Genomic DNA, 12,578 nt, shown 5'->3' with positions numbered 1-12,578 from the left:
TTCATTTGGGCGAGTCGGCCGACGCGATGATGGCGCGCGCGACTTCGGCGAGTTTGACGCCCTGGTTCATCGCGCGCTTGCGCAGGTTGGCGTAGGCGGCGTGTTCGGTGATCTTCTGTTGATCCATCAGGAGCCGTTTGGCGCGATCGATCAGCTTGCGCTCGGCAAGTTCGCTTTCGACTTGCGCGAGGCGCTCGCGCAATTGCGATTCCTGCGCAAAACGCGCGAGCGCGACTTCGAGGATGGGCGCAAGACGCTCGGTCGCTAGACCTTCGACGAGATAGGCCGTGACGCCCGCGCCGACGGCGTCGCGGATCAATTGCTGGTTGGCGTCGTGGCTGAACATCAGCACCGGGCGCGGCGCGGTGGCGTTCATGACCGCAAGCTGTTCGAGCGTGTCGCGCGACGGCGATTCCGTATCGATGATGATGACATCGGGCCGCTCGCTCTGCACCACGCGATGCAGTGCTTGCGGCGTGGCGGTGCCCGCCAGCATCTCGTAGCCGAGTCGGGCAAGGGCGTCGCGAAGGTCGCCGATGGGCTTATCGGTGTCGGTTACGAGGAGAACGCGCAGCATGGAGTGGGGTTTTATCGACGGCTGACCAGGAATAAAGCAATGGCTATGCCAGTCGATGCGCCCAAGTGTAAAACTCGTGCAGTCACGCACTTGGCGATTGCGTGGGCGCCCGTCGCTGCACCTGCACGGGGCACGTCACGCCGATGCACCGAAGCGGCGCACGCCGCTCAGTTCATCAGCGCCATTGGCCGTAACTGCGGGGCGCAAACACCAAACTCAGCGCCATCATGGCGACGACGCAGCAGGCGAGCATGATCCACGCGGCGCCGAAGCTTCCGCTCCAGCCTCGCACGAGACCGGCCACAACCGGCGCGACGGCGGCCACGATGAAGCCCACGCCCTGGGTGAATGCGACGAGTTGGCCGGCCACGCGATGGTCGGCTGAATGATCCATGGCGGTGACGAGCGTCAGCGAAAAGACCCCGCCCAGGCCCGCGCCTGCTACGCCGGCCCACAGCAAGGGCGCGGCATCGGGCCAGACAATCAAGCCAAGCAGTCCGAACAGTTGCGCCGCGAGACCGAGCATCAGCCATGGCCGGCGATCCCGGAACGACGCCGCGGCAAGCGGCAACAGCAGTGCCGCGCTCGCCTGAAACACCGTCATGCCGGCCAGCAGCGATCCGCTCGCCGCCACGCTCACGCCGCGCTGCTGATAAAACGCCGGCAACCACGCGACGAGACTCGTATAGCCGCCGTTCACAATCCCGAAGTAGAGCCCGAGGGTCCACGCGCGCCGCGTACGCCAAAGTGAAAGGGTGTCTGCTTGTGCCGAAGCAGCCGCTGCGGCGCCGTTGCCGGAAGACCGGCGGTTCAATGCCCACCAGCAGGCGAGCGCCGCACAGGCAGGAATCGCCCATGCCGCGAGCCCTGCCTGCCATGACTGCATCGCGTGGCTCACCCAAGGGCTCAAACTCGCGCCCAACCCGCCGCCGCCCATGATGGACGCGGAGAACACACCCATTGCGAGCGGCACGCGCGCATGAAAGCGCTGCTTCATCACGGCGGGCAGCAGCGCCTGAATTGCGGCGACCCCGGCACCTGCCAGCAACGCGGTGGCGAGCAGCGCCGCGCCGCTCGACGCCGTCCACCGCGCCGCGCATGCCAGCGCGATAGCCAGCAAGCCGAGCGCGACACCGCGTGTTTCGCCGAGCGTGCGGGCCAGCGCGCCCGCCCCGAATGCGCCGATCCCCATTGCGACGACCGGCAGGCTGGTCAGCAGCGACGCTCCGTAGAAGCTGAGGCCGGTTGCGTCGCGGATCGTCGTCATCAAAGGGCTGATCGAGGTCAGCAACGGCCGCAGATTGATGCCGATCGCGACGATCGCACCGAGCCACACGACGTCCCGCCACGTCAGCGCCACAGCGGCGTGGTGAGCGGAAGTGCGGGTCGAACTGGCTTGGGGGTGCGAATTCACAATGGTCCTGGTGGCGAGAGAGGGGCGGCGCGCCGTGTGCTGGCGCGGTGGCGAAGCGGCGAGGTGGGCGTCGTTGGCGAAACCGGTGAGCAGCAGTGTGAAAACCCACGCGCGGCTTATTTTGGTCAACCATAATAACAAAAAATGGTTAACCATTTTTATGATGTCCGGTATAGCGAGCAGCATAAGCGGATGGCGCCGGCTGCCCGCCGCCGCTAGAATGCCTGGGCCTTTTCGCTCCATTTCCGGTCACTGAAGCCATGCCACCACGTCCCCGGCGCTCGTCGTCTGCTGATACAGATGCGCCCATTCAACCCGCACGCGAAGACGATTCGTCCAGCGTCGAAGAGCGTATTTATGCGTCGATTACCGCGGCGTTGCTGCAGGGACGCCTGCGGCCGGGCGCGCAACTGGTCGAGCGGGATCTGGCCGCCGCCTTCGGCTGCACGCGCGGCGCGCTGCGCAAGGTGCTGGCGCGGCTAGGCTTCGAAGGCAAGCTCGTGCTGGAGGCGAATCGCGGTGCGTTTGTGCCGTCGCCGTCCGAGGAGGACATTCGCCAGGTGTATCGCGCGCGGCAGATCGTCGAGGCGGGCATCGTCGCCGCGTTGTGCGGGGCATTGAGCGCGCAGCACAAGCGGAGCTTGCGCGCGCACGTTCGCAGCGAAGAGAAGGCGCTACGCGCCGGGGCGGTCGAAGACTCCGTGCGTCTTGCCGGCCAGTTTCACGTGCTGCTGACGGAGTTGGCGGGCGGCACCGAGCTGCTAGGACTGGTCGGGCAACTGGTCGCCAAAACCGAGTTGTATAAAGCGCTGTTCGACCCGTCGAAGGGTTCCACCTGCTCCGCGGACGAACACACGCAAATCATCGACGCGCTCGAATCGGGCGACCTCGCCGCGGCATTGGCGGCAATGCGGGAGCATCTGGCTGAACTGGAGGAGCGGGTGGTCGAGCAGGTGCGCAAAAGCGCTGCCGGAGAGGATCTCGGGACGGTGTTCGGCCTTTGAGCGCGTGTGGAGGGAAGCGGGGAAGGCGGTGAAACGCCCACCGGCAGCAGAAAGCGCCAGGCGATGAGGGAATTTCGGGTTGCAACAAGGCGACGCCGCAGCGCGCCGCTCAGGCTCGAATCAACGAGTCAAGCCGGAGAAGGCGCGCGAATGGCTTCGCGTACAACTCAATCGCAATGGATCACGCCGGGACCGCGCAAAGCGCGCTCAGCGTGCCGCCGGCCTTAACGGCGACGGAATTGCGTGTTGCGAGCACCGCCGCCACCGGTGGCGCGCTCGTCTTTATGACGGAAATTGATCCGGCCTTTGGTCAGATCGTAGACGGACAGCTCCAGCGTCACGCGGTCGCCCGCGAGAATGCGGATGTGGTTCTTGCGCATGCGTCCGGACGCGTAAGCGCCAACCACGACGCCGTTGTCGAGCGTCACGCGGTAACGACTGTCCGGAAGTACTTCGTCGACGATACCGTCAAGTTCAAGCAGTTCTTCTTTCGCCATGCATAACTCCTGGTCGATGGGATAAGGGGTGTTGGTCGCCCACGCCGGGCAGCACAACATCAGATTGGGGCGATAGCGGGTTTTTCGAGCCCGCTGTCCTGCGGCATCAGCCTATATGCTGATAGTACCGCTCAAAGATCGGCGACGGACTGGCCGTCTACACGGCCGTCGATCAGTTGCTCGGCGTGGGCCATGCACGCGATGCGCGCCTTGCCCGTGCCGTCGAACGGAAACAGGTACTGCAGACGGAACACACGGCCGTCGGCGGCCGCATTGGCGCCCACGCGGCAGATGCGCACCGACGCGTCGTAACCGGCGTCCGGATTGCGGCTCGTCTGACCGTCCGCCGGGCGGCGCGGATAGACGAGCGGGTGAATTTCGTAACCCTTGTACGTCTTGACTGCTGAATTCATGAAGCTTGTGTCCTGTATTACTTGGCCGGCGTGTCACGCGTGTTACGCGCGGCAAGACGGGCCGGGCAGCGCAGCACCTTGAGGCGCGCCGCCATGGAAAAAGTGTGGCACAGGCCCGATGACAAGGGCTTGAGCGCGGCCGCGCAAAATCGCGGATTCGATGGAGAAGAAACACGCTGATGTCGCGCGGACATCGGGCGCGTGAATGAACCCTCAGCTGCACAGCTCGCGACGGCGAATGCATGCGACGCATTGCCGGAGTGACGGGACCGCCAGCAGGCGGCGGTCGAACAGTCGGGGGTGGTGCGGAGATGCCGGTTTGAGCCTGCCCGGTATTGCCTGAGGTTCCACCCGCGATGATGCTGCGATTTTGCCAGGAAACGCCGGAACTACGAATGCGGAATACAGCTATTCCAATATGATGCACTAAATGGGGCTAATTGGATAGCAAAAAGTTCCACGCAGGGGTGAACCGCCCAGCCGGCGGGGCCTCGCGCGCGACGCGGCGCTCGCGCACGGCGTGCCTGGCCATGAGCGGCACGCCGGGTGAAGGGTTGCGCCGTCGTGGCGCGCGCTGAACGATCAACAGGGTCTTGCTTCAACGGGATGTTTCGGCGACGCGCTTCTGCAGCTCGCGCGTTGCCGCGAGCGGAATGCGCGCGTCATCCCAGCCGGCCAGCCATTCGACTTCCTTCGACGTGAAAATCTGCCCGTGATTGCGCAGCGTGTATTGCAGCGAATCGATGATGTGATTGCGGATGATCTCCGGCGTGCCTTCGTCATCGAGCACGGCGCGAAACGCTTCGAGCGTGGCCATCTGTTGCTCCGTGAAATAGATACGCCTTTTATCGCACGAAAAAAAATCGCTCGCCAAGCGGACAAAATTCGCCGTGCGCGAAAGGGCGGCGTCGAGAGGCCGGCGCCCGCGCCCGTTTTTTGAGGGCGTGATCGCCGCCGCGGTCGCCGCGGCGCGGCGGGGTGGCTACAATGGCGAGTTGCCGCATCCCTTGAACACCGCGATTCCCCAATGCGCAACCCAAACGTGTCTCCTGTGAAAGACCTGCTGCTCGAGCGCTACGCTCCCATTGCCGACGGCATCGCGGCGCTGTTCTATCCGTGCGCCGAAGTGGTGATTCACGACCTGCGCGACCAGACCATCGCGTACCTCGTGAACAACCTGTCGAAGCTTGAGGTGGGCGGGCCGTCAGTGCTGGACGAAGTCCATTACGCGGCGCGCGGCCAGACGATCGGGCCGTATGAAAAGCTCAACTGGGACGGCCGGCGCATGCGTTGCGTGAGCAACATCCTGTTCGACGACGACGGCAAACCGGCCGGCATGCTGTGCATCAACTTCAATATCGCGGTGTTCGAAGATGTGCGTTCCACACTCGATCTGTTCATCAAGGGCGGCAACCTGAGCGAGGCACCTGCGGAAGAACTGTTTCGCGACGACTGGCAGGACCGCATCAACACGTACCTGCATACGTGGCTGCGCGAACGACAGATCGGCATCAATGCGCTCACGCGCGAACACAAGCGGGAAATCGTCGAGGCGCTGCACGCACAAGGCGCGTTTCGCGGCCGCAGTTCCGCGAACTACGTGGCCGCCGTGCTGACAATGGGGCGCGCCACCGTCTACAAGATTCTGAAGCAGATGAAAGAGGGCGGCTGACGGTTCGACCGTTGCCGCGCGAAAGCGCTGCGTTTTTTCAATTCAGGGAGGATGCGAATGGTGCGTTACCGGCACTACAAAGGCGGGATTTACGAACTGGTTTGCGAGGCCACGCTCGAGTCGGATCCGACCGTCACGATGATCGTGTACAAAGCCGCCAATGGTACGATCTGGACGCGTCCGGCTTCGGTATTTTTCGAACTGATCGACGTGGATGGCGCCAAGGTGGCGCGCTTCGCGCCGATCGATCAGGCATAGCCAACAACAGGAATCTGAATGCGTTTACTGCTTGCCATCATTCTGCCGTGGTTTCAGTTTTTCACGATCGGCCGTCCGTTCGCGGGCATTATCTGCCTGATCCTGCAGATCACGCTGATCGGCTGGATTCCGGCCGCGATCTGGTCGGTGTATGCGCTGAGCCAGTACAACACCGATAAGAAAATTGCCCGGGCAATGGGCAGCGGGCGTTAAGGCTTGCGAGGAGCGGCGTGAGTGTGCTTCAGAGCCATGAAGCCGCCGCACTTCAGCTGGATGGCCTCGATGCGACTGCGTCTGGTGCTTCGATTACCACATCGGATTCGGCTATTGCCACGCACGGCAGAATGTAGCCTTCCTGCTTTTCTTCCCGGCTGAGACCCGGCCACTCGATCGTGTAGCGCACACGTCCCGCAGTCATCCTGCAGATACACGTACGACACGTCCCATTCCTGCACGAGCGCGGCAAACGCAGATTCGCAAAACTTGCGGCTTCGAGAATCGTGAGCGAATCGGGCGCTTCGAAGCTTTGACCAATTGGCTCGACGCGAACCAGAGGCGGGCGGATAGAGTCGGACATCGTGTGAGTCTGTGACGGATTGCGCCACACTTTACACGTTGCCGTCTCAATGCGTCGCGCCGCCGCGCCGCAAATACCGGTACACCGTATTGCGCGCCAGCCCCAACTCGCGCGCCGCCGCCGACACATTGCCGTCCAGCCGCTCGAGCGTTTGCGCAATCAACGCGGCCTGCCACGCTTCCATCTTGCCGGACGCTGGCTGCCGCGGAATTTGCGCCGCGGCAACGGCTTCGGCGTCCGGGCTTGACCCTGCAAGCGCTGCCGGTGCTTGCACGCTTTGCTCTGCGGTAGCGTCGATGCAATCCTGCAAGAAGTCCTCGGGCAAATCGTCGAGTTCGATCTGTTGCGCGCCTTCGGCCATGATGCTCGCGGTGCGCAACACGTTGGCCAGTTGCCGCAGATTGCCCGGCCATCGGCACTGTGCGAACCGGTCGAGCACCTCGGCTGAGACGCGGCGCGGCAGGCGTTCGCCATCGGGCTGCAACGCCAGCATGCGCGTGACGAGCGCGTGAAGATCGGTGCGCTCGCGCAGCGCGGGCAAAGTCACGACGAGTCCGTTGATCCGGTAATACAGGTCTTCGCGGAAGGTGCCGGCTTCGATCATCGCGCGCAGGTTGCGGTGGGTCGCGCAGACGATGCGCAGATCCACCGGAATCGCCCGTGTTCCGCCGAGCGGCAAGACGGTGCGCTCCTGCAGCACGCGCATCAAACGCACTTGCTGGGCGAGCGGCATGTCGCCGATTTCGTCGAGAAACAGCGTGCCGCCATCGGCTTGCACGATCTTGCCGACGCTGCCGCGTTTTTTTGCGCCGGTGAACGCGCCGTCTTCGTAACCGAACAACTCCGCTTCGATCAGGGTCTCCGGCAAAGACGCGCAATTCAGTGCGATGAACGGCGCGGCCTGGCGCGGCGAATCGTGATGGATGGCGCGCGCGAGCCACTCCTTGCCGGTGCCGGTCTTGCCGAGCACGAGAATCGGAATATCGCGGCCACGCAGTTTGGTGACACGCCGCAGGATCGCGGCGACTTGCGCGTCGCCGGTATCGAGCGTTTCAAGCGTGGCGAGTGGTGCGGGATCCACTGTGCGCGACGCACGACGTGCTCCGCCGGCGAGCGACGCGCGGGACCTATCGACGTCTTCCGACGGTGCGACATAGCGAGGCGTTGCGTATTCGCCGCGCGCCACCACGCGCACGCCGCTCGGCAGCGTCAGCAGAATGGTCTCGCCGGGTGCGCGCGTAATCTGCTGCAACAGCCGCGCGAACGCGATTCCGAACAGCGCGTCGAAGGGTTGCCGCTGCAACTCGGCCAGCGGCTGCCCGAATTGAAACAGCGCACTGCGGTTGGCCGACAGAAACGTGCCGTCCGGCGTGAACGCCGCGAGCCCCTCGAACAACGTGCCGATGAACTCCGCGCGCGCGTGAAAGTGAACGCGGATCGCGTCGACAAATTGATTGGAGAACAGATGATTTTCGATCATCTGCGCCGACATCCTGACGAGCGCGAGCGTGTGCTTGTGAAAGCCGCGCGTGTCGCCGCTCACGTCGAGTGCGCCGATCGTGCGCCCGAACGGATCGGCAATCGGTGCGCACGAGCAGGTGAGAATGCGGTTGGCGTGCAGGAAGTGTTCTCCCGCATGCACGACAGTGGGCTGTCCGTCGACTAGCGCGGTGCCGATCGCATTGGTGCCGCGATCCGCCTCGGCCCACGAGACGCCCGGACACAGCGCGACGCGATTGGCTTTTTCAACGAAGTCGCTATCGCCGAGGCTGTGAAGGATCACGCCATGATTGTCGGTGAGCAGCACCATGCTTTGCGTATCGACAATCTGCGCATGCAGCGTTTCCATGACGGGAAGCGCATGCGTATAAAGCGATTGATTGCGATCGACGAGCTCACGCAACGCGGGCCGGCGCAGCGGATGAAAGTCCGGCGTTTCGGACGCGCGGAGCCCGAGTTCGAGCGAGCGGGCGTGCGCCTGCGCGATGACATCGGGCCGGCCGACGGCGGGCGGCGTGGCAGAACGTTGGGTCAAGGCATGTCTCCGGTGAAACGGACACGGCGGGTACGTTGCCCTCCGCTCGATGCCGCAGCGCAACATCTGCGCATACGGTCGAACACCGATCTTACAGGACGAAACGCGCAGTGCGCGGCAGGGAAAAAACGGAGGCGGCGCACACGTCTCGCCTCAAAAAAACGCGGAGGGCACCAAAATCAGGCAAACCAAAAGGAAAACTTGCGCCGCGCCCGAACTCGTCTAAAGTGAATCAAATCACCTACGCGGGCCGCGAACTACAGCGTCGCAGCCGCGAGGTGACGAGCCCGCGTCGTCAGCATTGGACAAGGAGGTTGGCGCTTGAGACGCGACCAGTTGCAACCGGCGTGCGCATTACCCGGCTAGACCATGCGCAGCACCTACCTTCCAGGTGAACTCCCATGCAGATCCTTTTCCCGAAAGAAACCCCTGAATATTCAGGTCGCGAACTCACCTTGGCTTTCCCCGCGATGGTCGATGGGCAGAGGGTGGAATGCATGATCACGGCTGAGGCACTGGAAGACCACTTCGGCGCCGCCTCGCCGCGCCTGGAAGACATGGTCGGCGCATTCGACACGCATCGCGCCCGGATCGAAGCCGCCACGCGGCGTTTGCTTTCGGAAACGAGGGCGCAATGTCTCGTGCTCAGAAGCGGCTATGTGCGCTTCTATGAGGCCAACTGGCGCAATTGATCGAGCGCGTTTCCGGCTGACGTTAGGGCCGACGCCGGAAGCTGATCGAAAGCCGCGCAAGAATCAGAAGGTGTGGAAACCCGCGCGGCATTCATCGATCATTCGAAACCGGCTGCGGCCAAGCGTGCCGCCGGTATCAGCACGAAACTCGCAAAGCACGAAACACGCAACGCTCAGAACGCGCCCACGCTGTAGCGCGAGCGGCTGAGTGCGCTCAAATCATTCGCCGCAGCGTGCGATCCTTGAAGACCACGTGATGCGCGAGCGCCGCCAATGCGTGCAGGCCGATCACCCAATAAAATGCATTGCCGAGCCATTCATGCGCGGTTTTGAGCAATGGCCGCGCGACAGGATCGGCGCCAACCAGCGTGTAATTGATATTGAGCCACGCGAGCGTGACAGGATGTCCGCCGGTGTTGATCATCAGAATGCCGAGCAACGGCTGCGCGAAGATAAAAACGTATAGCGCGAGATGCGTGGCGCGCGCGAGGAATGCGAGCACGCGGTTGCTATCCACTTCGGCGGGCGCGCCGGCCCACAAGCGCCACAGCAAACGCAGAGCGGCGAGCCCCAGCACGAGCGTGCCGCACCAGAAATGCACGCTACTCCAGAACGCGCGACTGTCGCTGCCCTTGGGTCCGCGAATCTCGATTGCCACGTATGCCAGCGCGATCAGCAGAAACATGGCCCAGTGAAAGAAAATGGCGGGCGGCGTGTAGCGCTCCGAGGTGCGGCTGTAAGACATGAAGGGGGCTCCCGAGACCTGGTCGATCGTTTTTATGAATCATCAGATGATAAACGGTGCCTGACCGGAATGGCACCATCAATAAAATCGTGATCGATCCAGGCGAGAGCGCGCGGCGCGGAGCTTACTCGCTGCCGAGATAGAAATAGCGGAACAGGAAAATGGCCGCGATGATCCACACCACCAGCTTCACCTTGCGCGCCTGGCCGGTGAGCAGTTTCAGGCCCGCATACGAGATAAAGCCGAACGCGACGCCATTGGCGATCGAATAGGTGAAGGGCATCAGAAGCGCGGTGAGCGCGGCCGGCACCACCTCGGTGGCGTCGTCCCACGGCAGGTCGAGCATTTCGCGCAGCATCAGGCACGACACGTAGAGCAGCGCCGGTGCCGTCGCGTAGCCTGGCACCACGCCCGCCAGCGGCGCGAAAAAGAGCGCCGCAAGGAACAGCACGGCCACGGTGATGGCGGTCACGCCGGTGCGTCCGCCTGCCTGCACACCCGAAGCGCTTTCTATGTACGCGGTGGTCGACGAGGTGCCCAGCATCGAGCCGGCCAGAATCGCCGTGCTGTCGGCGAGCAGCGCGCGGTTCAGCCGGTGCATCTTGCCTTCCACCAGCAACCCGGCGCGATTGGCGACGCCCATCAGCGTGCCGGTCGCATCGAACAATTCGACGAGGAAAAACACGAGGATCACGTTCAGCACGCCACCCGACAGCGCGCCGCGAATGTCGAGTTGAAACAGCGTCGGCGCGATGGACGGCGGCGCCGAGATGATGCCGTGAAACTGGTTGCCGCCGAAGAAAAAGCTCAGCACCGTCACGCCGACAATGCCGATCAGGATCGCGCCACGCACCCGCAGGTGGTCCAGCGTGACGATCGCGAAGAAGCCGATCACGGCGAGAATCACGTGCGGATTGTGCAGGTCGCCGAGCGTCACGAGGGTGGCCGGATTGCCGACCACCACGCCGGCCGACTTCAATGAAATGATCGCGAGAAAGAGGCCGATACCGCCGGTAATGGCAATGCGTATCGAATGCGGAATGCCGTTGACGATCACTTCGCGCACGCGGAACAGCGTGACGATCATGAACAGGCAGCCGGAGATGAATACCGCGCCGAGCGCGGCCTGCCAGGTGAAGCCCATGCCCTTGACGACGGTGTACGCGAAGTACGCGTTCAGGCCCATGCCCGGCGCGAGCGCGATCGGATAGTTCGCGTACAGACCCATGATCAGCGAGGCGAGCGCCGCGACGATGCAGGTCGCCACGAACACCGAGTCCTTCGGCATGCCGGCGTCGCCGAGAATCGCCGGATTCACGAAGATGATGTAGGCCATCGTGAGGAAGGTGGTCAGGCCAGCGAGCACTTCGGTGCGCAGGTTGGTGCCGGCAGCTTCGAAGCCGAAGTAGCGTTTTATGGAGTCCATGAGGCGGGTCTCTCGTCGTTCAGAAAGCTTTTTTGTGGTTGGAGCGGTGCTTGCGCGGCGTCGGCGCCGGCGTTACGGGCGGATTGTAGTCAGGATTGGCGGCGGCGTGCCGCTTTGTGCGGGCGAGCCGCCGCGTAAAGCTCATGCGATAGGCGGTTCGCCGGGAGACTGTGGCGTCGGCGCATCAGACTGCGGCCGTTGCCGTGCCAGCCAGCGGTCCAGCTCACCCGCGAAGCTTTTGCTGTCGCGCGCGCTGAAGGCGGCCGGGCCGCCGGTATCGACGCCGCTGCTGCGCAACTGGTCGAGCATGGAGCGCATGCGCAGCCGTTCTTCGATCGTGCCGGGCGTGTACCAGTTGCCGCGCGGATCGAGCGCCTCGGCGTTCTTGGCCAGCACGGCGGCGGCGAGCGGGATGTCGGCGGTGATCACGAGGTCGCCCGCGGCGACTCGTTCGGCGATCAGATCGTCGGCGGCGTCGAAACCGGCTGGCACCTGGATTGCGCGGATCAGCGGCGAGGGCGGCACGCGCAGAAACGAATTGGCGACCAGCGTCAGCGTCATGCCGGTGCGGCGCGCGGCACGGTAGAGCATGTCCTTGATCACGACCGGACAGGCGTCGGCGTCAACCCAGATTGGCATGGTTCGGATTCCGGCAGCGGGGTTGTCGAAGGGGCGAGATGATACCTTGCCAGCGCAAAGGGCGGCGCGGCAAGTGAATTTGCGAGGCGGGTGAAGGGGGCGAGGCGGCGAGGCGGCGAGGCGCTAAAGCGCTAAGGCGTTGAAACGGTAAAGCGGTAAAGCACCGCAGAACGCAGCAAATCGGAACGGCATGCGGAGCCAACCTCGCCCACGACCATCGCAGTCGCAGGCGGCGCCGCATGCCGCGCGGTGTGGCTCGCGCTTACTGTGTCATCGTCGCGCCGGATTGCTGCGCCCGCCGCGCCGCGACGATGCGGCCCGCGCGCTGAGCATTCTGCGGATAGTCGATCCAGTCGAGCGGATCGTAGCCGGCGGCACGCCAGTCGGCCAGATCGGCCCGCACTTCGGCGCGCGTTTTCGGCGCCGACGGGTCGTAAGGCCGCGCCGAAGTCTGCGCAAACGCGGTGCTCATGCTCACGGCGGCCAACAGCGCGCCGAGTCCAACAGTAGAAACGATTTTCATGACGAGCTCCTATGGAGCGGTTAAAAACGACCTCGAGATTCTAGTTTTCACAGGCATTTCGAGTAAGGCGATTGAAGGCAATGCACCATTTCACCCAGTGAACCAA

16 protein-coding genes are annotated in these 12,578 nt (G+C 63.7%); 5 read left to right on the top strand and 11 right to left on the bottom strand.

Translation table 11 applies throughout. The features are described 5' to 3' along the window. Position 1: 1 nt before the first annotated feature. Both AC57B1_RS23250 and AC57B1_RS23245 read right to left on the bottom strand, forming a co-directional pair. A complete protein-coding gene (locus AC57B1_RS23250; protein ID WP_091807730.1) occupies positions 2–577 on the bottom strand; it encodes an ANTAR domain-containing response regulator in 576 nt (191 codons plus the stop codon). Positions 578–752: 175 nt separating this feature from the next. After that, positions 753–1,991 carry a cyanate transporter gene (locus AC57B1_RS23245; RefSeq protein WP_408352914.1) on the bottom strand — a complete coding sequence of 413 codons (1,239 nt, stop codon included), beginning with the start codon at positions 1,989–1,991 and terminating at the stop codon, positions 753–755. Between the two features lie 260 nt (positions 1,992–2,251). Between AC57B1_RS23245 and AC57B1_RS23240 the strand changes: the two genes are divergently transcribed. Further along, positions 2,252–2,995, top strand: a complete 744-nt coding sequence (locus tag AC57B1_RS23240) for a GntR family transcriptional regulator (RefSeq protein ID WP_496418801.1) — start codon at positions 2,252–2,254, stop codon at positions 2,993–2,995. 224 nt (positions 2,996–3,219) lie between these two features. Here the strand turns inward: AC57B1_RS23240 and infA are convergent, their stop codons facing one another. The 3 genes from infA to AC57B1_RS23225 form a co-directional block, all read right to left on the bottom strand. Then, entirely contained in the window at positions 3,220–3,492 is a 273-nt protein-coding gene (infA, locus tag AC57B1_RS23235; RefSeq protein WP_012427521.1) for a translation initiation factor IF-1, read from the bottom strand. A 131-nt stretch (positions 3,493–3,623) separates the two neighbouring features. Then, a complete protein-coding gene (locus AC57B1_RS23230; RefSeq protein WP_408352910.1) occupies positions 3,624–3,905 on the bottom strand; it encodes a hypothetical protein in 282 nt (93 codons plus the stop codon). Between the two features lie 598 nt (positions 3,906–4,503). Further along, the gene (locus tag AC57B1_RS23225) at positions 4,504–4,722 is read right to left on the bottom strand and encodes a hypothetical protein (protein ID WP_091807738.1); all 219 of its coding nucleotides are present in this window, start codon (positions 4,720–4,722) and stop codon (positions 4,504–4,506) included. 210 nt (positions 4,723–4,932) lie between these two features. Between AC57B1_RS23225 and AC57B1_RS23220 the strand changes: the two genes are divergently transcribed. From AC57B1_RS23220 to AC57B1_RS23210, 3 genes are read left to right on the top strand one after another with little or no spacing between them, the layout of a single operon-like run. Further along, positions 4,933–5,577, top strand: a complete 645-nt coding sequence (locus AC57B1_RS23220) for a helix-turn-helix transcriptional regulator (protein WP_408352908.1) — start codon at positions 4,933–4,935, stop codon at positions 5,575–5,577. Positions 5,578–5,634: 57 nt separating this feature from the next. Then, a complete protein-coding gene (locus tag AC57B1_RS23215) occupies positions 5,635–5,835 on the top strand; it encodes a DUF1653 domain-containing protein (protein ID WP_091807742.1) in 201 nt (66 codons plus the stop codon). Between the two features lie 18 nt (positions 5,836–5,853). Further along, positions 5,854–6,048, top strand: a complete 195-nt coding sequence (locus tag AC57B1_RS23210) for a YqaE/Pmp3 family membrane protein (protein WP_012427516.1) — start codon at positions 5,854–5,856, stop codon at positions 6,046–6,048. A 52-nt stretch (positions 6,049–6,100) separates the two neighbouring features. On the opposite strand, the gene AC57B1_RS23205 is transcribed toward AC57B1_RS23210, so the two are convergent. Beyond that, on the bottom strand, positions 6,101–6,412 hold the full coding sequence (locus AC57B1_RS23205) for a 2Fe-2S iron-sulfur cluster-binding protein (protein WP_091809233.1): 312 nt from the start codon (positions 6,410–6,412) through the stop codon (positions 6,101–6,103). Between the two features lie 46 nt (positions 6,413–6,458). Further along, a complete protein-coding gene (locus AC57B1_RS23200; protein ID WP_496418800.1) occupies positions 6,459–8,447 on the bottom strand; it encodes a sigma-54-dependent Fis family transcriptional regulator in 1,989 nt (662 codons plus the stop codon). A gap of 401 nt (positions 8,448–8,848) precedes the next feature. Between AC57B1_RS23200 and AC57B1_RS23195 the strand changes: the two genes are divergently transcribed. Then, complete coding sequence (locus AC57B1_RS23195) at positions 8,849–9,139, top strand: DUF1488 family protein (RefSeq protein ID WP_091807746.1); 291 nt, start codon at positions 8,849–8,851, stop codon at positions 9,137–9,139. A 214-nt stretch (positions 9,140–9,353) separates the two neighbouring features. On the opposite strand, the gene AC57B1_RS23190 is transcribed toward AC57B1_RS23195, so the two are convergent. The 4 genes from AC57B1_RS23190 to AC57B1_RS23175 form a co-directional block, all read right to left on the bottom strand. Continuing rightward, entirely contained in the window at positions 9,354–9,884 is a 531-nt protein-coding gene (locus tag AC57B1_RS23190) for a cytochrome b (RefSeq protein WP_496418799.1), read from the bottom strand. Between the two features lie 124 nt (positions 9,885–10,008). Then, the gene (locus AC57B1_RS23185) at positions 10,009–11,310 is read right to left on the bottom strand and encodes an NCS2 family permease (RefSeq protein ID WP_496418798.1); all 1,302 of its coding nucleotides are present in this window, start codon (positions 11,308–11,310) and stop codon (positions 10,009–10,011) included. Between the two features lie 141 nt (positions 11,311–11,451). Then, complete coding sequence (locus AC57B1_RS23180; protein ID WP_408352894.1) at positions 11,452–11,949, bottom strand: YaiI/YqxD family protein; 498 nt, start codon at positions 11,947–11,949, stop codon at positions 11,452–11,454. 262 nt (positions 11,950–12,211) lie between these two features. Then, entirely contained in the window at positions 12,212–12,472 is a 261-nt protein-coding gene (locus AC57B1_RS23175) for a DUF4148 domain-containing protein (protein WP_408184126.1), read from the bottom strand. Between the last annotated feature and the right edge of the window lie 106 nt (positions 12,473–12,578).

It is taken from the genome of Paraburkholderia sp. BGA-UO-ETr-F21 (assembly GCF_059567925.1).
The sequence above is the reverse complement of the archived record's forward strand: the minus strand, read 5'-3'. Positions and strand labels throughout refer to the sequence as shown.